At 57.5% G+C, this 23,096-nt stretch carries 16 protein-coding genes; 6 read left to right on the forward strand and 10 right to left on the reverse strand.

The genetic code is table 11. The annotated features are described in order from the left end of the window. Positions 1 to 327: 327 nt before the first annotated feature. A complete protein-coding gene (locus SH292x_RS22975; RefSeq protein ID WP_442483363.1) occupies positions 328 to 1,203 on the reverse strand; it encodes a hypothetical protein in 876 nt (291 codons plus the stop codon). A 904-nt stretch (positions 1,204 to 2,107) separates the two neighbouring features. On the opposite strand from SH292x_RS22975, the gene SH292x_RS22980 reads away from it, so the two are divergent. From SH292x_RS22980 to SH292x_RS22995, 4 genes are all read left to right on the forward strand, one after another. Further along, positions 2,108 to 3,367 carry a TolC family protein gene (locus tag SH292x_RS22980; RefSeq protein WP_442483364.1) on the forward strand — a complete coding sequence of 420 codons (1,260 nt, stop codon included), beginning with the start codon at positions 2,108 to 2,110 and terminating at the stop codon, positions 3,365 to 3,367. A gap of 648 nt (positions 3,368 to 4,015) precedes the next feature. Then, a complete protein-coding gene (locus SH292x_RS22985; protein ID WP_442485881.1) occupies positions 4,016 to 6,022 on the forward strand; it encodes an efflux RND transporter periplasmic adaptor subunit in 2,007 nt (668 codons plus the stop codon). Between the two features lie 2 nt (positions 6,023 to 6,024). After that, positions 6,025 to 9,501 carry an efflux RND transporter permease subunit gene (locus tag SH292x_RS22990; RefSeq protein WP_442483365.1) on the forward strand — a complete coding sequence of 1,159 codons (3,477 nt, stop codon included), beginning with the start codon at positions 6,025 to 6,027 and terminating at the stop codon, positions 9,499 to 9,501. 82 nt (positions 9,502 to 9,583) lie between these two features. Beyond that, positions 9,584 to 9,961, forward strand: a complete 378-nt coding sequence (locus SH292x_RS22995) for a hypothetical protein (protein WP_442483366.1) — start codon at positions 9,584 to 9,586, stop codon at positions 9,959 to 9,961. Between the two features lie 134 nt (positions 9,962 to 10,095). On the opposite strand, the gene SH292x_RS23000 is transcribed toward SH292x_RS22995, so the two are convergent. Then, positions 10,096 to 10,488 (reverse strand): four-helix bundle copper-binding protein, encoded by a 393-nt coding sequence (locus SH292x_RS23000; RefSeq protein ID WP_442483367.1) that lies wholly within the window; start codon positions 10,486 to 10,488, stop codon positions 10,096 to 10,098. Between the two features lie 569 nt (positions 10,489 to 11,057). On the opposite strand from SH292x_RS23000, the gene SH292x_RS23005 reads away from it, so the two are divergent. Together SH292x_RS23005 and SH292x_RS23010 are read left to right on the forward strand one after the other, a co-directional pair. After that, positions 11,058 to 11,609 carry an RNA polymerase sigma factor gene (locus SH292x_RS23005; protein WP_442483368.1) on the forward strand — a complete coding sequence of 184 codons (552 nt, stop codon included), beginning with the start codon at positions 11,058 to 11,060 and terminating at the stop codon, positions 11,607 to 11,609. Between the two features lie 68 nt (positions 11,610 to 11,677). Continuing rightward, positions 11,678 to 14,131 carry a heavy metal translocating P-type ATPase gene (locus tag SH292x_RS23010; protein WP_442483369.1) on the forward strand — a complete coding sequence of 818 codons (2,454 nt, stop codon included), beginning with the start codon at positions 11,678 to 11,680 and terminating at the stop codon, positions 14,129 to 14,131. Positions 14,132 to 15,098: 967 nt separating this feature from the next. Here the strand turns inward: SH292x_RS23010 and SH292x_RS23015 are convergent. From SH292x_RS23015 to SH292x_RS23050, 8 genes are all read right to left on the reverse strand, one after another. Next, on the reverse strand, positions 15,099 to 16,505 hold the full coding sequence (locus SH292x_RS23015) for a TolC family protein (protein ID WP_442483370.1): 1,407 nt from the start codon (positions 16,503 to 16,505) through the stop codon (positions 15,099 to 15,101). A gap of 20 nt (positions 16,506 to 16,525) precedes the next feature. Continuing rightward, positions 16,526 to 17,668: an ABC transporter permease gene (locus tag SH292x_RS23020; protein WP_442483371.1), complete on the reverse strand. Its 1,143-nt coding sequence runs from the start codon at positions 17,666 to 17,668 to the stop codon at positions 16,526 to 16,528. A 2-nt stretch (positions 17,669 to 17,670) separates the two neighbouring features. Further along, positions 17,671 to 18,381, reverse strand: a complete 711-nt coding sequence (locus SH292x_RS23025) for an ABC transporter ATP-binding protein (protein ID WP_442483372.1) — start codon at positions 18,379 to 18,381, stop codon at positions 17,671 to 17,673. A gap of 72 nt (positions 18,382 to 18,453) precedes the next feature. Beyond that, positions 18,454 to 20,022 carry an efflux RND transporter periplasmic adaptor subunit gene (locus tag SH292x_RS23030; RefSeq protein ID WP_442483373.1) on the reverse strand — a complete coding sequence of 523 codons (1,569 nt, stop codon included), beginning with the start codon at positions 20,020 to 20,022 and terminating at the stop codon, positions 18,454 to 18,456. 15 nt (positions 20,023 to 20,037) lie between these two features. Further along, positions 20,038 to 21,207 carry an ABC transporter permease gene (locus tag SH292x_RS23035; protein WP_442483374.1) on the reverse strand — a complete coding sequence of 390 codons (1,170 nt, stop codon included), beginning with the start codon at positions 21,205 to 21,207 and terminating at the stop codon, positions 20,038 to 20,040. Between the two features lie 27 nt (positions 21,208 to 21,234). Continuing rightward, the gene (locus SH292x_RS23040) at positions 21,235 to 21,753 is read right to left on the reverse strand and encodes a hypothetical protein (protein ID WP_442483375.1); all 519 of its coding nucleotides are present in this window, start codon (positions 21,751 to 21,753) and stop codon (positions 21,235 to 21,237) included. Positions 21,754 to 21,765: 12 nt separating this feature from the next. Next, positions 21,766 to 22,443 (reverse strand): cation transporter, encoded by a 678-nt coding sequence (locus tag SH292x_RS23045; protein WP_442483376.1) that lies wholly within the window; start codon positions 22,441 to 22,443, stop codon positions 21,766 to 21,768. 165 nt (positions 22,444 to 22,608) lie between these two features. Next, complete coding sequence (locus tag SH292x_RS23050) at positions 22,609 to 23,061, reverse strand: hypothetical protein (RefSeq protein ID WP_442483377.1); 453 nt, start codon at positions 23,059 to 23,061, stop codon at positions 22,609 to 22,611. Between the last annotated feature and the right edge of the window lie 35 nt (positions 23,062 to 23,096).

Consider the following 23,096-nt stretch of genomic DNA (forward strand, 5'->3'; position numbering starts at 1 on the left):
CTCGTGTACACTGGTCGTCGCCGGCTGCTGCGTCGGGTTAGGCGTATTATCGCCACAGCACATCGGACCACACCGGCAGATTTCACCACAGCAGCAAGTCTTATCCACTGTAGATTGCCTGGCCGATAAGCACTCAAGTGTATCCCGCCTGGCGTAGAACCCACTTACGACGAAGCTCAGCGAGAGGCTGACCGCCATCAAACAACGGAAATAGGGCCGCGCGGGGTTCATGACACTATCGTAGCTTACAGAAGGAAGGTTGGTCACATCGTGCCAACAAGCACTCTTGACCAATCACTTCCTGGACGAAGGAGCTGGATTAGATCTTCAGTGGAGCGAATGCCGTGCCGCATTGCCATTGGGATGCGAGTTAACGTTATCTAGCCACATTAGCTCCAACTCCGCCACTCCCCGAATTCCATAAGTCTCCTTCAGGGCAAGATTTGCGACCACTTCCTGAGCACGACGTGCAAATGCATGCACCTTCACCGAACCTCGGTGCTCGGTCAAGAAGTGTGCCAGAGACGCACACTGACCGTAGAAAACGCTCACTCTCTCTGCCGGAGGGTATTGCTTTGCCGCTAACAAATCCTCCAACGAGTAAGCGATACCCCGTTCCAGCCCATTACGGAGGTCATCACCATGGAGCGCGAGCTTGGATGGCGGATCTGCAAGTAGCGCCAACCCCTCATCATACCACAAAGGCGGCGCACCCTCGCGGAAGTGGTCGGCAATTAGAATGTGCGTTAGTTCGTGAGGCAATACTTTCTGGAGATAACCTGCCACGTCCGTTCGCAGATCAATCCGCCTGCTCTTGATGGACCCAGTTTCGGGGGTTACAAGCGAGGAACCTAATGTCTCCATCGCCGCTCGGCCCACGATAGCCCCATACTTCCGCTTGCTGGAGTGCAAGAAGACCTCGCATCGGGGCTGCCACTTCTGCTTATCAGTTTCAAAGCTATACAAGTCGGCGAGCTCGCTGCGCAGCTTCTCGCAATGCCGAGCCACCTGCTCCGCTTCGTTAGCACTCTTAAATGAGCACACGCGAAAGCTGCCCGTGGATGCCCACCAGCAGCGAGATTGGTACGCGTGGGTAACCTGATGACAAGTGCAGTTAGCCGAATCACAACCGATTGCTACCAACGCGGCATCGGCGCTGAGAATAAAGACGGCCATGAACAGCCAGCGCTGAAGTGGGGACATCGGCAAAACCTAGAATCAAGGGTGAAGGCAGTCGCGAAGCGTTAGGCAAGAGCCATTCCACATCCCTCTGCCGAGGCGAAACCTAACGACGTAAGATGTCATCTAGGTGAGACTTAAGCCGATTCCGCATTTTTCGTGGCGCGTGGGCTTTGCGAGGTGAATGCTTAAAACGTTGGCACGTATCTGCCGCCTCCCGAAGCACAAGCCAGATGGAATGTGCCGCTTTCGCAGACAAGTCAGGGCGAATTTAGGACAATCACGACGTCAACGTCGCGGATGAAGTCGTGATTGCCCAGCAGGCCTTCTGGCTCCGTAGGCCGCAACTTCGCGCGAAAATCAAATGTGCCAGGGCTAACGCGGCATACTCTGAAGTGGATGAGGGGCGGCTCCGGCTCGCATAGATCGAGCCTTGGTAGTCATCCGCTAGCACCATAATTGGAAGAGCGGTCTCGAAAACTGACCCTGATGGAGTTCGATAGCAAGACGATCACCCCGCAGCCTTTACCTAATCCCTACGACCACCATAGCCCGGATGCGTTACACCATTCCCGAGCGGTTGGTTTGTAAGGCGAGAGCCGATTGTGTCGAAAAAATCAGTTGGTTCGTGGACTCCTTGCACGAGCGATTGCGAGTGCGGGATAGCTTCGGGATAAGATCCAGAAGGATGGGGGGTACAGCGTCGATGATAAGCGTCCCGTACAGGATCGGTACTTCGATTGCCATTGGGCTCTCACTGCTGTGCTCACTTGGCTGCCGCACAAACAGCGCGACAAGTTGGGCAGTCTCCTCTCGGTCACAGCAGAAGCCAGCCGGACGGGCCGAGTGCTCACCTTCTGTGGAGGAAGATGCTGCCGACGTGCAGCTTACGGCATTGGAGGAATCTGTCCCGCCTCCCATTCCCACGGTGGAGGAGTTTGGCGTCTCGGGAGGATCAACGGAGCAGCACGTCGTCGCCTCACTCGCTGAACTGGAAGCGTATGCCATCGACGCCAATCCGAGGCTCCGCCGCTTGCGTGAGGAAGCCGCTGCCGAATGGGCACAAGTCCGCTACGTGGATAAGCTCCCCGATCCATCCATTGGTGCCACTGCGTTCGCACCGCCAATGAACCTTGACCCCGATCGGCAATTAGCAAATCTCGAAGTGATGCAAACCATACCTTGGATCGGGCGATTACGAGCGGAGGCTCAGCGTTCCAGTTTTGAAGCTCTGGCGGCGGTCAATGATTACCAAGCTGAGCGGTTGCGCGTAATGGGTGACCTCCGTGTAGCGTGGTATCGACTCTATGTCCTGAATAAGCAGGTTGAAACGACCGAAGCTGAGAAGTTGCAGCTCGAAACCTTGATCACTTCAGCGAACGCGCGCGTGCGCAACGGTACGGCAGCACCAGGGGATGTGTTACTTGCAACGCTAGAACTGAGCAGCTTGCAGGAACAACTGATCTCTTATCGCCAAGAAATGGTTGCAACTGCGGCGGAAATCAACCGCTTGGCCGGTCGACGCGGGCACTATCCCATTGATCCGCCCGCAATGATTTCTGCGGAACTGCCGGATTGGGACTATGAGCTTTTGCAGAGTACGGCGTTCGCTCAGCAGCCGGAACTCAACGCGGCTCGGATGAGAGCGGCTGCGACGCGGTGGGGGATCGAAGTCGCCCGCTTGCAGCGACGGCCCGATCTGACATTCGGCGCCGAATGGATCATCATGGATGCGCCGGGTGCTACAGCCCCCGACGCCGGCCAGGATTCAGCAATGATCGGCGTGAGCGCCACTGTCCCCCTCTGGCGAGATAAGTACGACGCAATGGTTTCCGAGGCCTCGCGCATGCATCGAGCCGCCCATGCCTCTGAGGACGAAGTAATTCAGGAGCTTGAGGCATTGATTCGCGGCCTCTGGGAGGAAGTCCAGGCGAGCCACCAGACGGTCCAGCTCTATGAGCACACGATCCTTCCGCAGGCGCGCCAGACATTCGAAGCCGATCAGGCGTCTCTGGCCAATAATGCCGTCACTTTCGACCGAGTCATTCGAGATTATCGATCCCTATTGAACATGCAGCTCGGCTACCATCGGGCATTGGGCCAACTCGCTTCGGCGACCGCCCGCCTGCAGCAGACGATTGGCACGGATTTAGTGATAATTCCCAGCGATGGGCAGTTAGTCGACTAGACATCCCCTTGCGACAGGAGCAAGATATACTAGGTGTAAGGGATTTCTAATGGACGCACGATCTCATAAGCTGAAAGCCACTCTCCCGCTCCTGCTGGCGATGTCGATCGCCGTAAGCGACTTCGGAGATCTTGCGCTAGCTGGCCGCTGCACGGACACCCCCAATGGCGTTCTCCCGAATACCTGCTGCGCAAATGGGTGTCGCTGTTCTCGGGAGACTAAAGAGCCGAGCCCATGCTGCTGCGTAAAGGAGTCCCCTACGCGGCAGCCTCAGCCGCCGAGGTCCGCTGTCAATACTTTGCCGTTAGAGCTCAAATTGGCTCCGTTGACTAACACCGCTTTCGCTTCCGCAACGTTCACCCAGGTCAGCAGGCTGCCGTTTACTGCCGAGGCGAAATTCTTTTCCCCAAGCGGACCCTCTCTTCGATTGCTGTGCTGTATCTGGCGCATTTGATCGCTCTGGCTACCGGTGCGCGCTCATCTCAGCGTAACCCTGGCACCGTAGCTGTTTCTTTTGTCTTCAGAGCGTGCTGCACTTCATTCTCGCGCTACGAGCGAGCCATCCAAAAGGACTTCGATATGTCCATGACGGAATCATCATCGCCTAGATCTCCCGTGGTGCCTGAGAAGGTACCGCTGGGAGGCCGAATGGCTTGGATCAGTTCACGCTTACTTTCGGTGGGGCTCTTTTTTGCCACAGGAGTAGTGCTCATCGCGCTATTGGGTGTGGCCCAAAGGCTCAACTGGATTCGTGCAGAGCCTGCGTCCGGCTCCGTCACCTCTGGTGACGCCGATAGCGGAACGATTTACACCTGCCCCATGCATCCCAATATTCGCCAACCAACGACAGGTAGATGCCCCATCTGTGGGATGGAGTTGGTCCCCGCTTCGAGCTCGGGGGGTGCATCGCTTGATGAGTATGCCGTGCACGTCGAATCCGCCCAACGACGCTTGGCCAATATTGAAACTGCCGAAGTTAAAAGCGAGCCCCTGTCCGCCACCCTCCGCACGATCGGCGCGATTGCAATCGACGAAAGCCGGCAAGCAACCATCGCCGCTTACGTCGGCGGTCGTTTAGAGCGACTATTTGCCGACTACACGGGCGTACGAATCGACAAGGGAGATCATCTCGCCATCATCTACAGCCCTCAGCTTTTTGGCGCTCAGGCCGAATATATCGAAGCACGGCGCGCCCTTGAGGCCGCCGTCGGCAGTATTCCCGCGGTTCGGCAGGCGCAGGAGTCGCTGGCTGCCAATACGCTGCACCGGCTTAAAGAATTCGGAATGACCGACGAGCAGCTTCGGCAACTTGAACAGGGGGGCGAACCCCAATCGCGGCTCACCATCTACGCCCCGCAAGGCGGCACAGTTGTCGAAAAGCTAGCGATCGAAGGCAACTATGTTGAAGCGGGCGACCCCATCTACCGCATTGCCGAACTCTCCACCGTTTGGCTCATGCTGAAACTCTTCCCTGAGGATGCCGACATGGTGCGCTTCGGCCAAAGGGTCGATGCGACGGTGCAGTCACTGTCCGGGCAAACCTTAGTCGGCCGTGTCGCGTTCATAGACCCTACTGTTGATCCAGAAAACCGAACCGTCGATGTCCGGGTCGAACTCGATAACCAGGAGGGACGCCTGCGGCCGGGCGATTATGCCGAGGCGCGCATCCAGCTTCCGATTGGTCCCAAAGGGGAAGTGTTTGACGCACACCTTGCTGGAAAGTGGATCAGCCCGATGCATCCGCAGATAGTCAGAGACGAGCCTGGGCAGTGCCCTATTTGCGGAATGGATCTCGTGCCGACCTCGGAGTACGGTTACGCGACCACGGCAGTACCGCAACCCGAATCCATCTATGTGCCTCGGTCGGCAGTTCTGCTCGCCGGAGGGTCCAGCGTCGTCTATGTCGAAACGGAGCCCGGTAGGTTTGAAATTCGGCCCATCAACATTGGGCCCATTTTGGAAGATAAGATCATTATCCTCGAAGGCCTCAAGCCGGGTGAGCAGGTAGCCACGTCGGGCAATTTTCTGATTGATTCTCAGATGCAGCTTGCGGGTAAACCAAGCTTGATCGATCCGACGCGGGCGATTGCCAAGCAGCAGGACCGGAAAGGGCCACTGGAATTCGAGGAGATCGCAATCGTGCCAGTTGCTGACGAGAATGGCACGAAGCTTGAACAACTTTACGCGGCTTACTTCGAGGTCCAGCAGGCCCTTACGGCTGACCAAACACCCCCCGCTGAGGCTGCGCGACAACTCGCCGCGCTGGCGCGCGACTTGGCCGACGCCCGCGAACTTCCGGAGGCATCGCGTAAGCTTGTTCAAGAGATTTCTACAGAAGGCGAGCACTTGCATCACATGGATCTGGCAGGCGCACGAAAGGCTTTCAAGCCGATCAGTCATGCGATCGTCACGCTGGCTACCCAAGTTCGGAGTGCCGAATCGCAGAACTCCTTTACCCACTTCTTCTGCCCGATGGTCCCTGGCGGCGGAGGCGATTGGTTGCAAGCCGGTGGAGAATTATTGAATCCCTACTTCGGAAGCCAAATGCTTCGCTGCGGCGAGAAGGTGGCCGAGTATGGTGGTGGGGAGAAAAAACCTGCCGAATCACAGCCGCCCCAGCCTGATGCCCCGCATCCTCCTAGTGAAGGGGTATAAGCATGTTGCGAGCTGCTATTGCCTTTTGTGTGCGTCAGCCGCTGCTGGCGGTGCTCGGCTTCGTCGCCCTGGCGGCGATTGGCGGCTACTGTGCCACCATCGTTCCCATAGATGCCATTCCCAATGTTGGGGAGAACCAAGTCATTGTCTTTACGGAGTGGCCAGGTCGCTCACCAAAGGATGTTGAAGACCAGATCACTTATCCCTTATCCGTAGCTTTGCTCACAGTGCCTCATGCCGAGAGCGTGCGGGGTAAGAGCATGTTTGGCTACAGCTTTGTTCAGATCACATTTGACGATGGCACGGACTTCTATTGGGCTCGCACACGTGTGCTTGAGCGACTGGGAACTGCTATTGGTTCACTGCCGGAAGGAGTCACGCCGACACTGGGCCCCGATGCCACGGCGCTAGGCCAAGTCTTCTACTACGTGCTGCAAGGGCCACGTGGGATGAATCTCGCGGAATTGCGCACCTTACAGGATTACGTCATTCGGTATGAACTTCAGTCAGTTCCTGGCGTCAGTGAAGTCGCCAGCGTCGGCGGCTACGTGCGTCAGTACCAAATTGAAGTCGATCCCGACTCGCTTCGGTTCCATGACGTACCGCTAGAGTCCTTGATTGCCGCCGTCAAAGAATCGAACATCGACGTCGGTGCGAAAACGGTCGAATCTGGCGGTATGGAGTACCTCATCCGGGGTCGCGGTTTCATTGGCCAAGGCAAAGACATTGAAGAGTCTCTGTCGGACATCGAGGAGACAGTGGTACTGTCTCGCGGCGGCATACCGGTTCGCATACGCGACCTCAGTCAAGTACAGGTGGGGCCCGATTATCGCAGCGGAGCCATTGATCTCAATGGTACGGAGGCCGTGGGGGGCATCGTGGTGATGCGGTTTGGAGAGAACCCGCGGGCAGTCATCGAGCGCGTTCTCGAAAAAATAGAGCAGATTGAACCAGGACTTGAAGGAGTCAAAGTGGTCCCCGTGTACGACCGCACGGGGCTCATCGACGAGACGGTGGCGACGTTGAGCGAATCGCTGCGAGAGGAACTGATCATCACGGCGGTGGTAATCGTCATTTTCCTTCTTCACGTCCGCGCCAGCTTGATCGTCGCCATTACGCTGCCCATGGCCGTGCTAATGACCTTCATCGGCATGCGGATCTTTAGCATCGACGCCAACATCATGTCGCTTGCTGGCATCGCCATCGCCATCGGCGAAGTGGCCGACTTGGGCATCATTATATCGGAGAATGTTTATCAGCACTTGACGGATTGGGAGGCGAGCCGAGGTAAGGGTGAGCAGGATCGGCGTAGTAGAGTTGACGTGATTATTGACGCCGCGTACGAGGTGGCGCCCGCAGTGATGACTGGCGTCTCGACGACGATCCTCAGCTTCCTGCCCGTGTTCTTTTTGACGGGCCGCGACATGAAGCTCTTCTCCCCATTAGCATGGACGAAGACGTTTGCGATGTTTGCAGCGCTATTGGTGGCCGTGCTCTTGGTCCCTGCACTATGCCGATTACTCCTGCACAGCGCTCGCTGGCCGCTATGGCGGGGCGCGATCGTCGCAGTCGTCGCGGGGCTGGCTGGCGTAATAGCAACAGCAGTGTTTTGGGAGCCGTGGCTTAAACAAGCGATGGCCATTCCCTTCTGGGCCGCGGCCACCGGAGCCGGCCTGCTGGTAGGTCTTCTCACGCTGGTAATGACCCGCGAGAGGCTACGTCCGATTGAAGAAAATCCTACCAGCCTCCTCATCCTGTGGATCTACGAGCCGGTTCTTCGCTTCTTGCTGGCTCACAAATTCTCTTTCATGATCCTCCCGGGGCTCATCATCTTCCTTGGGGCCGGGGCTTGGTTCGGTCTGCCGACGATTCTCTACCCAGCTGAACAGTTCGCTCGGGTGCTTGGTACGGAGCCGAATGATGTACCGGGCTACGTCGACCTGAAACACCGGTTTCCGGGCCTCCGCACCGATGACTGGATCGCCCTCGACGAGGGGACATGGTTTTACATGCCAACACTCTATCCTGCGGGAAGTTTTTCCCAGGGGATGGAGGTGCTCCAGACCCAAGATGCACTGATCGCCCAAATCCCCGAAGTGGAGAACGTGCTGGGTAAGCTGGGTAGGGCCGAGTCGGCCCTCGATCCTGCGCCCAAGGAAATGATCGAAACCTACGTGATGCTCAAGCCGGAGACGGAGTGGCGTGAAGGCGTGACCATCGAGTCGATCTGGGAGGAAATCAATCAGCTTGCGACGCTTCCTGGCATTACGCCCGCCTCTCCGCTGCAGCCCATCGAGGGACGCGTGGTCATGCTGCAAAGCGGCATTAAGGCTCCCATGGCGATCCGTATCTATGGCGACACGCTTGACGGCTTGGCTTCGGCCGCTCGTGATGTAGCGGCGCGGTTGCGAGAAATTCCGCAAGTCAACGCTGCGACGGTCAACCCGGACATTGTGCTTGGCGTTCCCTACGTCGAGTTCGAGGTAAACCGCGAAACCGCGGCCCGCTTTGGCATGTCCACGATGGCTGTCAACCAGATCATTGAGTCGGCCCTCGGAGGCATGAACCTTACTCTGACGGTCGAGGGACGAGAACGGTATCCAATCCGCGTTCGCTACCAACGTGATCTGCGCGAGCGAATCGACGACCTGCCTCGACTACCCGTTGTAACTCCGGCAGGAGAAGTGGTTCCCTTAGAGACGCTGGCCGAGATGACAACGACCTGGGGGCCCGGCATGATCAGCAGTGAAGACGCCCGTTTGGTCGCCCACGTCGCCTTCGCCCCCTCGGGAATGACCGGCGACTTAGAAACGGTTGACGCGGTCAATACTCAACTCCGCGCGGACCAAGCTAGCGGGGCGTTAAACTTACCGACCGGCTATGGCCTTCTACCCGTTGGTTCGTTCCAGAATCAAATCGAAGCCAATCGACGATTGATGGTGCTTATCCCGATCGTGATCCTTCTGGTTTTGCTCGTCATTTACCTGAACTTTCGAAATCTGCCCCTCTCGCTAATCATCTTCTCACAGATTCCGATTGCCATATTCGGCGGTATGATCGGCCTGGGAATATTTCAGGTGGAGATGAACACGGCCATCTGGATTGGTATCATTGCACTGATCGGAATCGCCGTGGACGATGGCGTGGTTATTGCGACTTACATGGAGCAGCTATTCGCTCGTCATCCCATTTTATCGGTCGAGGACTTGCGTGAACTGACCGTTCAAGCAGGCCGCCGACGCATTCGGCCCTGCCTGATGACAGCGTTTACGACCTTTGCGGCGCTGCTCCCGCTAATGATCGCCACTGGCCGCGGCGCCGATGTCGCCCGAGCGATGGCCCTGCCGGTTTTTTTCGGGATGTTCGTTGAACTCGTATCGTTATTCGTCGTCCCCGTGTTGTACTGCGGATACATGGAGTTCAAGCTGCGCATGCGATGGGAAGATCCTCGATGGGAAGCCGATGCTAATCTGGGGTAGCACTAACGGGCGAATGGGTCGTAAGCCAGGTCTGAACGCTGATGTTTCCAAGATGTTTCTGAATTTCACAAGGAGTATCGCGATGTCCAGTTCTCTAAACTTCAGTGGGTGGATAATTACCCTCATTGTAACCGCGGCCTTCCTGGGGTGCTCCGCGCAAGAGCAACTCGAGCCGAAGACGACGACTACGCCTCCATCTCAACCAGCTGCCGCTGAAACGGCAGAAAGTAGTGAAGACGACGCAAAAATCGAAGCAGCACTTGCGACTTTATCACCGGAAGACCGGGCGCTCGCCGAGAAGCAACAGACCTGCCCCGTCACGGATGAGCTCTTAGGCAGCATGGGTACACCCATCAAGGTCACTGTGGAGGGCCGTGAAGTGTTCTTATGCTGCCAGGGCTGTGAGGACGAGATTAAAAGCAACTTTGCGAAGTACGAGGCGAAATTGCCAGATGCCTAGTCGGTACCGTGGTCTTTGCACCAAGAAACCCTCTGATGCTAGCGAAGTCGGCGCCGCCGATTTGCGGATAAAGAAAAGGCCACGGCGTATCCACGCCGTGGCCTGAGCCTCAGTGGGAGTGCACAACGACCAACTTAGCGACTCGCCGCTCCTGCCATCTGCCGGCACTCTTCGGCGCAGCGGTCACAGGCGTCGGCACATTGTTGGCAATGATCGGCTTTATGCTTGCGGCATTCCGCGCCACACGCTTCACAAATCTCTGCGCAAGTTCGACAGATGTCGTTCATGAACTGCGAATCGCGGCTCATGGATGCTGCTGCGGACCAGCAGATCGCAGCGCAATCGATGTCCAACCGAATGCACTCGGCCATCTTGGCGACGTCTTTTTCGCTCAAGCAAGCATTGGCACAGTGCTCGCACTCCTGAGCGCATTGGACACACGCCTCGATACACGACCGAAATTCCTGATGCGACATGATACTCTCCTTTCCATTTGTTACGTGAAACATGACCTCGAAGTACTGCATTCGAAGTCAGGAAAGAAGTGCAGCATGTGATATACCAAAACGCACATCGAAGGCCTGCTTGGCGGTGCATTCCCGCTAATTTGTTCCTCATCGTTACCCGCAGGGTCCTTCAAGCAATGTACAGACGCGAGAGCGGTCGAGATACATCGACACGGCGTGGACGCAATTCGAGCGGCTTGGGCGCGCAGCGGCCTCGTCTTTGTTCTATCCCCATCTATTTAGATATAGTGGATTCGACCATCCTCCATCGACTACCTCCCTCAGGGGGACGTGTCTGCTAATCCTGGTACTAACTCTCACTCTCAATCATTGGCGGACAAAAACTCCTTTCAGTCTGAGTATCTCCGAAGATGGGCCTCACTCCGCGTGTTCCGACCAAAATCTTCACCGATGGTGTCGCGTCGATTCTCCACTTAGACGAGGTGACTTGCCAATAAGCTTCTAGATGGAGCAGCGTCGTTGGGCATGGGGATGGCAGGGCCATCAGTATCCCGTCAGAATGAACACAGCAGCCCGACCGTGTTCTTGTTTTTCAGCGATCGATTTGACAACAGGCGAACAACGATACGATGGATACGGCCGAAGAACATCCGAATGCAGCGACGTTGCAGATACTGTTGCAGAACCATCGTACGTTCTTGTCGTTCCTAAGTCGCCGAGTCGAAACGCTGGAGCTAGCGGAAGAAATCTTGCAGTCGGCCCTGATGAAGGCCGTACAGCAGATGGAGAAGCTGGATCACGAAACCGTCGTCGCTTGGTTTTATCGAGTGCTCCGAAACGCAATCATCGACCATCACCGCCGGCGAGGCGTTGAGGAGCGGGCGCTGGCCGCCCGACGCGAGCAGGCCGGCTCCAGCGACGACCCCGAGCTTGAGCGAACAATTTGTGAGTGCTTTCGCAGCTTGCTACCGACCTTAAAGGCCGAGTATCGGACCATCCTGGAACAGGTCGACTTGGGGAGCGAATCGGTTGGGGAGGCCGCCCAATCGTTGGGCATCTCTCCCAATAACGCCTCGGTCCGTCTCCACCGGGCGCGGTTGGCTCTCAGGAAGCGGCTCGAGCAAACCTGCCGAACTTGCACCCACCATGGATGCTACGACTGCACCTGCAATTCTTGCTAATTGGGTGTAACCTTTGGCCCGGCCGTTCGTAGTCCTTGGCGAGAATCACTTACCCAAGGAGAGAATCCATGAGATCCGCCATCGATCCTGTATGCGGCATGGCCGTCGAGGAAGGCCGCGCTGCCGACCATGTCGTCCACGCAGGCAAAACTTACCATTTCTGCAGCAAAGGCTGTGCGACTCGGTTTCGCGCAAGCCCGGAGCAATACCTTGGAGGTGGCCGAGAGGCAATGCAGACTGCGGGCGAGGATGATTCCTCGGGAGGCGAAAAGCTTCACGCTATCTCGCCGCCTGACAGCCAAGAGGCCATTTATATTTGTCCCATGGATCCGGAAGTTCGGCAGCGGGGACCGGGGAGCTGCCCGAAGTGCGGTATGGCGCTCGAAAGAGAATCGCCGGCGACCAGCGAACAGGTGGAGTACACCTGCCCGATGCATCCAGAGGTCGTGAGCGATCGTCCAGGCAGTTGCCCGAAATGCGGCATGGCCCTGGAACCACGGACAGTGACCGCGGAGGCAAGTAATCCGGAACTGGCCGACATGACGCGGCGATTCTGGATTAGCGTGCTGCTCACGGTGCCCCTGGCAACGCTAGCCATGGTGCGAATGTTTTTTGCGGACGGGCTCCATACGTGGGTGTCGCAGGCAGCGTTGTCGTTTACGGAGTTCGTGCTCGCGACGCCGGTAGTCCTATGGTGCGGGTGGCCCTTTTTTGTGCGCATGTGGCAGTCGTTCCTGAACCGAGCGCCCAATATGTTCACTTTGGTTGGCATTGGCACCGGCACCGCTTACTTATACAGCACCGTCGCGACGTTCTTTCCACACATCTTTCCCGAGTCTTTCCGAACCCATGGGGAAGTCGGACTGTATTTCGAGGCGGCTGCCGTAATCGTTGCCCTCGTGCTACTGGGCCAAGTGCTGGAGCTACGAGCACGCAACCAAACAGGAGCGGCTATTCGAGCCCTGCTGGGTTTAGCGCCGAAGACCGCGCGGCGAATTCGGCCAGACGGCCAAGACGAGGAAATACCGCTTACCCACGTGCACGTTGGGGATCGATTGCGTGTTCGTCCTGGTGACAAGATTCCCGTCGATGGTGTAGTGGTCGAAGGGACCAGCCATGTCGATGAATCGATGATCACGGGCGAACCACTTCCTGTGAGCAAATCCGTGGACGACGCCGTCATTGGTGGCACGGTTAACACTACCGGTGGATTCATCCTACGCGCGGAGCGGGTGGGGAGCGAAACGATGCTAGCCCAAATCGTGCAGATGGTAGCGCAAGCCCAGCGAAGCCGCGCCCCTATTCAGCGACTAGCGGACCAAGTATCCGGGTACTTTGTACCGGCTGTTCTTGCTATCGCCGTGCTGACCTTCATCGCTTGGTCTATATGGGGGCCGGAGCCTCGCTTTGCGTATGCGCTCATCAATTCGGTGGCTGTCCTGATCATTGCCTGCCCTTGTGCCTTGGGGTTGGCAACTCCGATGTCCGTGATGGTTGCCGTCGGCCGTGGCGCTAATGCTGGTGTGCTTGTCAAGAATGCGGAATCGTTGGAACGTCTGGAGCGAGTGAGTACGCTGATTGTGGACAAGACGGGCACCCTCACGGAGGGAGAACCGACGCTCGTTGCCGTAAGTCCCACTACAAACTGGAATGAGGCCGCCCTACTTCAGTTCGCAGCCAGTCTGGAAAAAGGTAGCGAGCATCCCCTAGCGGCAGCAATCGTCCGCGGAGCTGAAGCGCGCGGCGTCGGCTTAGTGGACGCGCAAGGATTCCAATCCGTAACTGGTAAAGGTGTTCATGGCCAAGTGAAGGGGCGAAATGTCGCGGTTGGCAATCGCAGCTTGGTCGAAGAAGGCAATTCACTGCCGGCCGACGTCGTGCGTGATGCGGAGTCGCTCCGAAGTAAAGGGCAAACCGTAATGTTTGTTGCCATCGATGGTGCGTTCGCCGGATTGATCGGAGTTGCCGATCCCATCAAGGAGACGACTTCAGAGGCGCTTCGCGCTTTGCGTGAGGAGGGGATCGAGATCGTGATGGTCACTGGCGATAGCAGCACGACGGCTCATGCCGTCGCGCGGGAACTGGGCATCGACCGAGTCGAGGCAGAGGTGCTTCCCGAACAGAAAGTTGCCGTGGTGAAGCGGCTTCAAGCTGAGGGCCGTGTCGTAGCTATGGCCGGCGACGGAGTCAACGATGCCCCGGCACTCGCGGCAGCCGAGGTTGGCATTGCGATGGGCACTGGCACCGATGTCGCTATTGAAAGTGCCGGGGTGACATTGGTGAAAGGAGACCTTCGCGGGATCGTCCGCGCCCGGCGGCTGAGTGAGGCCGCGATGCGGAATATTCGCCAGAACCTATTCTTTGCCTTTGTCTACAACGTCTTGGGAGTACCGATTGCCGCTGGCATACTCTACCCGTGGTTAGGACTACTGCTCAATCCGATGATAGCCGCCGCGGCGATGAGTTTTAGCTCGGTGTCGGTCATCGCCAATGCGCTGCGTTTGCGATCGCTCCGGCTATAAGTCGAGGCCCTGGCAACAACGGGGCGTACGGAGACAACGAAGTTGACTTAGCGCCAAGTTACGTTGCCGTGAGGTCGTGGACCTAGTGTCGAGATCGAATCATTCCGGCATGGTGCAGCTGCAGAGAGTTGCTCTGACCTCAGGAAAGCTGGGTTCGGCCATTGGATACCTAGTCGCTTCTCGAATTTGCCATCTCAGTACACAAGGCATGAACGGCTTGGCGAATAGCGGGCGGCAGCCTTGGCCGCAACTTTACGATTGTCTCCAGCATTGCCTCATCCGCTGCCAACAAACGACATGCGGAGGCACCATCGTGCAGACACAGTGCACACACTGCAATCTTAGAGGTCGTAGCTCTTTTGGTATCAACGTTTGGGGGAAACGCGTCGGTTGGTTCGATTCCCGAAGTGCCAATTGTCGCAAATCGCTGCCAATTAAGGTCTTTACGCGATATGTACTGACAGAGCGGCAGAGTTGAAGCCCTCGCTTCAACTATGCAGAGCAGAATGGCTGGATCGAAACCGCTGCTTGAGAAAGTGACCCACTAGGAGAGGGAGGGTAACATTGCTAAGCCATTGGTAGTGAGCGCCTTGCGTTGAGTTGAAGTCAATAGCGGCCAAGCCGCGACAAGAGTCCTCAGATCGTGATTAACTTCTGTCTGCATACAACAATGAGTACAACAGCCTAAAGCGAGTTGTCCTAAGCTGTTACCCGATAAGTCCTTGTTAATACCGGCACGCAGTCTCGTAAACCGCGTGTCGGAGTTCCAACCCCCTCCTCCGAGCTCTCCCGCGAAGTGTCCGATCGATGCAGTCTTCCGGCTGAGGCGGCGTGGTCCCACGAGTCGCTTTGCTTGGGGAATTCGCCTCACCAATCTTAGGCGTCCATGGACCCCTGTTCTCCAAATGGCGAGCGATACGAAAGGCCTCGTGCTCTAAGGGTCTGTCAGATACCGCCAAACGTCACATCATTGTGTCGCCCCGTTGTCCAAACTTCCGTCCAATAGCAATCCATCAATCAAAACGTAGCTCTGCCACGCCTGCTCAAGTGCGTTGAGGTAGTCGAGATTGGTCTGCGAATAGGTTTGCTGAGCTGCCAACAGGTCGAGATACCCCACCTCGCCATGCTCGAAGGCTTGGCCCACCAAGTCGAGGGTTTGCTGGGACCGTGGCAATATGTCTTCGGCGTATTTACTGGCGGTTACGTGAGCGTCCGCGTACTGTCGAAACGCAACGGCAAGGCGATTCGTTAGATTGCGTTGCACCCGTTCGACATCCCGCTCAGCAGCGGTGATCTGAGCACGCGATTGCTGAATGCCACCTTGATTGCGGTTCCAAATTGGTAGCGGCATCCCGACTTGCACACCCGCGATGGTGAAGTCCGTAGAATTGTCATACTGGACGCTCGCCTGGGTCGACACATTGGGAACGGCCTGCACACTGGCGCGGTCCAGCGAACGACGGGCGCGCTGCACCTCGGCGACGGCCGCCGCGACCTCGGGGCTATCGGCCTGTAACCTTGCGAGTTCCGACTGCCAGTCGAGAAGAGCTGGCAAGGTAGTGACATCTCCCTCTAGTGGTTGGATATCCAGTTCGGGCCCTCCCGTCACCGCGGACAACTTTCGCCATGCCTGCTCGCGAGCATTGTGAGCGGTTTGTAGTTGCACGCGGGAGTTCTGCTGGCGGACTTCGGTTTGTAGTAGACCCACCGCCGACAACTCCTCGGCATCGACCAACGCTTGCGACGCTTTTACCCCATCGGTGGCAATCTCCAACAGCCGCTCGGCGAGTTCAACGCGACGCTGCGCGACAATCGCCAGATAGAACGCGCCACGAACGTCTGTTCGGACGCGCCTTTCCGTGGCGGCCAGCTCTTGTTCGGCTCGGGATACTTCCGCCGCTACCACTGCCCGATTCCGCTCAAGCTTGTGGGCTGTTACGAAAGTTTGGCCCATGTACCCACCTTGTTGGCCCGCAGTATTACTATCCCCAATCTCGCTAGCCGTGTAGCCACCCGTCGGATTCGGGGGGAGGCCGACTTGCAGCCACTTGCCTTGAAGAGCCCGCACCTGGGCTGCCGCCTCGCTGATCGCTGGATTGTTCGCTAGTGCCGTCGCCTCAAGTGCCTCGATCGTCAATGGGCCCTGCGGCGTCGCCAACGGTGAGCTGATGACCTCGACTTCTGCACGCAATGCTTGAGGGTGAACCAATCCGTCGCCGGATGTAGCGTCCTCGTTGTACGAGGTTTCCAAGATGGGCGAAGCCACTTGTGGCACCATCGATCCACGGGATGGGTTACCCGCGTGCGGGTTATTCGCGCATCCGGTAATGGCGAAGCCACCGACGATAGCGGCGATATAGGCGAGCTTGGTCATCCATGACCTCCTTCGAAGGGTTATGCGTGCCGTAAGGCAGAGACAATCTCGGTTCTTGCTGCCTGCCAGCCGGGTGCCAGGCCTGCAACAATTCCAACGATGATGGCGACAAGAATTCCTTGTAGCGCAAGGCTCGCCGAAGGTTCGAAAGCGATCGTCACCCCTTCTGCCGCCACCGACATGCCGGTGAAGGCAAGAACTCCGTTGCTAGCGGCTACGCCAAGTAGTCCCCCTAAACAGCTCAGTACCAGGCTCTCGATGAGCACCAAGCGAAACACTCGCATGGGGCGCAGGCCCAAAGTCTGAAGTACGGCGTGCTCTTTGATGCGATCCTGCACCGACATTACCGTCGTCGTAGCAACCAGAGAGAGCACGAGTCCCACGCACGCGTACCCAAGCCAATGAACAAACCCGATCAGCTCGGCCAGATCCCCTAAGGTGTCGGCTTGGAACATTCCCTTCGTCCGGGTAGTGGTTGCCACTGGCCCCGCGCGAAAGCTTTCGTCGATATGCTTAGCAACGGTATCAGGGTTGGCCGCGTCGGTGAGATGGACTTCCAATTGAGTGACGGTGCCCACGTCATCCTGCCCCCGCGCACGCTGAAGGAAATCCAGGTGGGTGTAAATTAGGCTATTCTCGGCGGCAACCGGGGACTCGAAAACACCACGGATCACCACCGACACGTCGCCGATCGTAAACTTGTCGCCGCTTGCTAGTCCGCGGCGTGCGGCCACGTCTCGTCCCACGAACGCAGCGTCGTCCTGGTCGTCGAAAGCATTCCAGTTTCCACTGGTAAGGGTCAGATTCCGAGCCGACTTCAACTTATCGGAGGGCATGCCTTGAAACACAATGGCATCCAAGCTGGCACGGCAATTATTCGTGAATACTTTGACTGGAACCACTTCACGAACGCCTGACAGCTCAGCGATGGTTCGCTCGTAATCCTGTGGCAGCCTGCTGCTCTGTGGACAAAAGCGGTTCTCTTGAAACACGATCAGCGTCCGATCAGCTTCAGCGTTCGCCGTAAGTGACAGCAGCCCCTGTTGAACCGAGCCGATGAAACAGAAAACCAACAGCGCAATCGCCGTCCCGCTGACGGTCAGTACGGTGCGAGCACGGTGACGCCACAGGCCTTTCAGGACGTAGGGTAAGAACTTTAACACAGTTAGGCGGTCCTCAAGTTGGCGGTGCTGGTGACTTTTCCATTCTCAACCAGGCGGCCCCGTTCGAGGCGAATTTGTCTCTTGGCCCTGGCACCGGCGTCCGCGTCGTGCGTCACCATCAACAGCGTCATCCCTAGTTCGGAGTTGACGCGGGTTAGTAGTTGCAGGATTTGCTCGGTTGTTTCATCGTCGAGACTACCGGTAGGTTCGTCAGCGACAATGACGGTTGGGTTGGACACAATCGCCCGCGCTATGCCCACCCGCTGCTCCTGACCACCCGACATCTGGCGAGGATAGTGCGAGGCGCGGGAAGTGAGGTCGACGGCCTCCAGCGCAATCTCGACCCGCTTGCGCCGTTCGGCAGCCGACAAGGGAAGAAGAAGTAGCGGAAGCTCCACGTTCTCGTAGGCGGTGAGCACCGGTATCAAATTATGAGTTTGGAACACGTAGCCGATGTTGGCAGCCCGCCAATCGGCAAGCTTGCCGCGTGACAGTTTCGTGATGTCCGTGCCGGCGACGAATATCTCGCCAGAGGTTACCCGATCGATGCCAGCGATCAGATTCAACAGGGTGCTCTTCCCTGAACCGCTGGCACCCATCAGCGACGCGTAGTCTCCCTCCTCGATGGAAAGACTCACGCCGTCGAGAGGTCGTATGGTCTCCTCCCCGCTGGTGTATTCCTTGGTGACGTTCGAGACGGTTACTAAGGGCATGGTTTCATCCTGAAGAGCTAGTTAATTTGCGGCTGGCGATGATGGTTTCGGCTGTATTCGCTCAAAGTAGCTTCATACTCCGGAGTTCGAAGGGGCTTCGCTAGATACCCGTACGCGAGCACCTTCACTGAGAGATTCCCGGCCACCAACGATCAGCTTGTCGGTGGGAGACAAACCGCTGACGATCTCTACCATGTTGCCCTCCGTCATCGCCTGCCCGACGGTAACCGAGCGTCGGCTCGCGGTGCCTTGGGCTAAGTCGACGACCCACACAGAGTGCCCCGCTTCTCCCTGCGCGAGCAACGACTGCGGAACAAAGGTGCGAACCGGAGGTGTTTGCTCCACCCCCTCTTGTTCCGGCGTCGGCGGCGCGACAAACGTTACCTTGGCCAGCATCTCGGGCTTGATCACTGTGGGTGGTTCGATGATCGCTACCTTTACCTGCAGGGTATTCTTCTGGATGTCCGCCTGCGTCGTCACCGAAATCACCTTCCCCGCGATGGCTTTAGGCAGTGCTGCCGACTCGATCTGCGCCGGTTGACCGATAATGACCTGAGGAACATCCTCCAATCGCACGTCCACTCGAACCTGCAAGCTATGGGGATCGTATAGTGAGACTACCGCGCTCGATCCCTGCGATGACGAATTACCCATCCCCGACAGCCACTGCCCGGGACGAGCTTCCAGCGACAGGACACACCCAGCGATGGGCGATCGTACGATCATCCGGTCGAGCTGGAGTTCAGCGGTCTGGACCGCGAGCTGAGTTTGCTGAACACGCGCTTCAAGCACCTTTAGGTTCGCCTCGGCGTCGGCAAGCGCGCGTTTCTCTTCGGTCAGCAGATTCAATTGAGCAGCGATCGCCTCTTTCTTTCGAGTGAGCGAGTCCAGTTGGCTACGCAAGGTCGGCTCACGGGCGATGAGTTCGTTGAGCGAGCCTTCGGCGAGTGCCTGTTCGCCACGAGCTTCGCGAAGTAGTCTTCCCATAATTGCATCGCCGGCCTTCTCTTTACGGCGTGTATTTTCCTGCATCAGTTGCAACTTGGTTCGGGCTGCCTCGATGGCGTAGGGCAGGTTGTTAAGCTCTCGCTGCGTTTCGGCCAGCATAGCTTCAGCGTCCCCCAACTCGGCTCGCAGCTTCACTGGCTGCTCAAGATTGATCCGAGCTGCCATTAGAGTGGCTTTCGCGCGTTCTAGTTCGCCCAGCTGTATTGCATGAAGTGACTTCGCCTCCGCCAATACGAGCTTGGCGTCGGTATCGATCAACATGGCAACCGGTTGGCCCAGTTCCACTCTGTCGCCCTCCACCACGAGCAAGTCCTTGATCACTCCCGGAGCCAGCGACGACGCCACAACGGCGGTTGGCCGAGGCTCGATCCATCCCGCCGCCTGGAACAATGGAGTGCCAGCTTGCTTGATTTCAGCGCGGCTGATGGTAACGGGCACAATCGTGACCGGCTGAGCGGAAAGAAAGCTATCGCGGGTCGACCAACCGAATAGCGCGACGAAACCGCCCAGGATAATCGCCGGCAACGCGTAGCGAGTCAGCCAGGGCGTGCGGCGCCTCATCGTCGGCGGCGCAGGTCGGGTACGATCGACGGCCAATTGGCTCAGATCAATATTGGAGGCCGTTTGAGACATTAGTTGAATCCCTCGCTAAATTGCCTTAATGGCCTCAACCACAGGAAGTCGCATGGCCTTTGCCGCTGGCGGTAAGGCCCCGACTACCCCTAGTAAGACCGCTACGCCGCAAGCGATCGCGATGCCGACACTATCAACTCGCAGCATAAATGCCCCCATTGTGAAGCGGACCGCCAGCCCATCGACTAACAGTAGGCCCAATAGGCATGCAACGAGCGCACCCCCACATGCCAGGATGGTCGCTTCCTGAATCAGCGTGAGGAGAATCGCCCGCCGACGGAACCCCATCGCCTGTAGCGTCGCCAGCTCTCGTATCCGACCAACTACTGCCCCATACATCGTGTTAAGGCCAGCAAATACTCCCGATCCGGCGACCAGCCCTACGACGATCCATCCCAGTAGCCGCACCGGACGGTAGTGCTTTTGGAGCGACGCGTAGTAATCGGCTTCGCCCACAGCTTTCAGTTCCAGGTCCACTCGCTCACGGCAAAAAAGATCGACATCCGCAATTTGTGCGGGGGACTCCATCGAGACGGCAACAAGACTTAGATCCTGTCGCTTCAGCGCTGTCTGTAGATCAGCTAGCGGGGCCCACACCTCCGATTCAAAAGCAGAACCGGCCGCGGCGAATCGGCCGCTAATGCTCCATTGCCTACCATCAAATTCGATCATTTGGCCAACTGCCGTATCTTCTTCAGGTACGCCAAGCTTCGAATACGCAAGACGTCCCACCATCACTTCGCCGGCCGCAGGCCAATTGCCTTCAACTAGTTGCACGCGGTCACGTACCAATGGAGCGGCTGTTGTCACGCCTCGCACCAACCCCATGCCTGGCGTTTCTGATTGCGCCGTTTGCATGCGTGTGCCCAGGTAAAGCTCGGGAGAGACGTACGCGACGCCGTTTCGCTCGCGGATACCTTCGACACTTGCTGACACAAGTCCCGGAGTCTGGGCGGCGATCGAGGAATTCTCGATGTCGGCTGCTGACGAGAGAGCATAAACCAGCGCTACGTTGGGATTACCCGTGGCGGAGAGGGACTTCTCCAGACCACGGATGAATCCCACCACCACGAGGACTAGCAGCACCACGATCGAAAGGCCCCCGAAAGTGAGCGCACTCCGCGTCGGCCGGCGGAACAAGTTCCGCACGCCGTAGTCCCAGGGGAGTAAACGTTGACCAAGCATTCGAGAACCTTCACGTGTTGGCAGTCACTAATTCCGCACAAAAACTTTGGTGGCCAGCATGCTGAAGTTGCCGCTCTTGTCTTTCTTGGCCGTTCCTTGAACGACTACCAAGTCCGACTCCTTCAGGCCGAGCAACTGACGTGCATCCACGGGAACAATGTTTCCATCGGTATCCACGACCTTTACCAGAGAGGTGCATCCCGCTCGTTCATCGGCGCAACAGTCGTCCAGGCAAATCTCGCCTTCGGTAGAGTCGGTTCCATTGGCGACCACGCTTACCGATGGATCGATCAACATGAACGCTGCACGCCCTTCGATCCAAGGATTCGCCGTGCCACCCACCCGGCCCATTAGTACGATCGGCGTTCCGTCTTCGGCGCTTTCCCGGGCCGCGATGACGGAGACGGCGCCTTCGGGTTCCTCCGAAAGAAGGAAATGGCTGCCGTCGATGCTGGCACCGGGGGACTGCGATCCCGGAGAGGTGCCACAGCCTACCTGCACCAAGCCCAGTACGAATACTAATCCAAATAGTGATAACGATTTCATTTCGATCGCTCCTTAACGTAAGGGTTGTTTAGGTTGAGAGACATTCGAGACCGCGGGCGCCGTCGGCTCGATAGCTAGGGTTCCGTAGTTACCGAGGAAGGCGGCTGGAGTCGCGCCGGCTGCACGGATTACCTGCAACATCGACCAAGGCGAGATGGGCTTGTCGGCAACATCGACCGTGATGGTTTGCGAAGGCATGTCCACGCTTACTTTGGCTACCCCGGTGATTTCTTGAAGCTTCGACGCAACGAGTTGTGCTTGTTGCGGATCCTTTAACTCCACGAACGAGATTTGCTGACTCTTTCCCATGCGCCGGTGCGCCTCAATCGCCTTGGGATCTTCCGGTACGGTAAGACGATAGGTCGCCTCGCCCGTCGTCATGGTCACGGGGCCTCCGTCTGCGACCTGAACGGCGTTCCAAATCTGTCCTAGGACAGGGGCCGACAATTGGCCGTGCTCAATGGACACGGTGTGAGTGGCGAGATCCACCGACACGCTTCTCACCCCGCGGACGGTGTAGATCTGCGACGAAACCTTGCGTGCACACCCCGCGCAACACATCTTCTCAGCAACCACCTGAAGCCGACCATCGGGTAGCGACGAAGTCTGCCCGTGAACCTTAGGTGTTGGCGCGCTAATAGCCATCGAGAACAGAGCGATGGACAAAGCAAGACGGTTTTGAGCCTGCATAGGACTTCCTTGTTTGAACATGAAAATTAGTCATTCGGCGAAAGCGCGCATGGAAAAGGCGCGGCAATCTACGAAGTGGAACTCTGAGAGCATGCATTCTGGTTTAAATGCAGCATCGCGAACCGCAGAGAAAGCACCCAATCGCATCAATCGGGTGCGCGGTCGTCAAATCAAGAAGCGGCAAAGCTTGGAGCAACGTTCGACAGCAGAGTGATCCCCTGCATCCGGCGGCACCCGCAAATTCAACTGGTCAGCTCGACACGCAACAACGTCGGAGAAGTACGGATCGACAATCGCAATCAGCGTGAAGTAAGCGAGCTTTAATGGTTCGCCATTCGATTTCGCCTGATCGTACGGCTGAGGTGCTTCGTGGCACCAACACTCTTCCGAACAGGGGCACGCGTCGTGCTCTTCGCTACTTTGCTCAGGTGCACAGGGCTCTTCGGCGAAACTTCCTCCCTGATGACAGCAGGTACATTCGCTAAGAGTGGTCTCGATGGATGCGCCGCAGGCACCCAGATAGCAGTAGAACCCACACGCCTGAGCCAGCGTCGACAACGAAAGCAGGATCGCCCCGGAGGCAACCATCCGCTTCAAGTTGTGAGAACGGCCAAACATCGCGTCTCTAATAAACTATCTTGTGAGCACTTTTG

This window comes from Aeoliella fuhlenseeensis (assembly GCF_052161615.1).
Taxonomy (GTDB): domain Bacteria; phylum Planctomycetota; class Planctomycetia; order Pirellulales; family Lacipirellulaceae; genus Aeoliella.

Bases quoted from the DNA above. Each gene is read 5' to 3' on its own strand.
- SH292x_RS23035 (WP_442483374.1), bottom strand. From the start codon at position 21,207: ATGCTTGGTCAACGTTTACTCCCCTGGGACTACGGCGTGCGGAACTTG.
- SH292x_RS23010 (WP_442483369.1), top strand. From the start codon at position 11,678: ATGAGATCCGCCATCGATCCTGTATGCGGCATGGCCGTCGAGGAAGGC.
- SH292x_RS23015 (WP_442483370.1), bottom strand. From the start codon at position 16,505: ATGACCAAGCTCGCCTATATCGCCGCTATCGTCGGTGGCTTCGCCATT.
- SH292x_RS22990 (WP_442483365.1), top strand. From the start codon at position 6,025: ATGTTGCGAGCTGCTATTGCCTTTTGTGTGCGTCAGCCGCTGCTGGCG.
- SH292x_RS23025 (WP_442483372.1), bottom strand. From the start codon at position 18,381: ATGCCCTTAGTAACCGTCTCGAACGTCACCAAGGAATACACCAGCGGG.
- SH292x_RS23050 (WP_442483377.1), bottom strand. From the start codon at position 23,061: ATGTTTGGCCGTTCTCACAACTTGAAGCGGATGGTTGCCTCCGGGGCG.
- SH292x_RS22995 (WP_442483366.1), top strand. From the start codon at position 9,584: ATGTCCAGTTCTCTAAACTTCAGTGGGTGGATAATTACCCTCATTGTA.
- SH292x_RS23030 (WP_442483373.1), bottom strand. From the start codon at position 20,022: ATGTCTCAAACGGCCTCCAATATTGATCTGAGCCAATTGGCCGTCGAT.
- SH292x_RS22985 (WP_442485881.1), top strand. From the start codon at position 4,016: ATGGCTTGGATCAGTTCACGCTTACTTTCGGTGGGGCTCTTTTTTGCC.
- SH292x_RS23040 (WP_442483375.1), bottom strand. From the start codon at position 21,753: ATGAAATCGTTATCACTATTTGGATTAGTATTCGTACTGGGCTTGGTG.
- SH292x_RS23000 (WP_442483367.1), bottom strand. From the start codon at position 10,488: ATGCAGTACTTCGAGGTCATGTTTCACGTAACAAATGGAAAGGAGAGT.
- SH292x_RS22975 (WP_442483363.1), bottom strand. From the start codon at position 1,203: ATGTCCCCACTTCAGCGCTGGCTGTTCATGGCCGTCTTTATTCTCAGC.
- SH292x_RS23045 (WP_442483376.1), bottom strand. From the start codon at position 22,443: ATGCAGGCTCAAAACCGTCTTGCTTTGTCCATCGCTCTGTTCTCGATG.
- SH292x_RS23005 (WP_442483368.1), top strand. From the start codon at position 11,058: ATGGATACGGCCGAAGAACATCCGAATGCAGCGACGTTGCAGATACTG.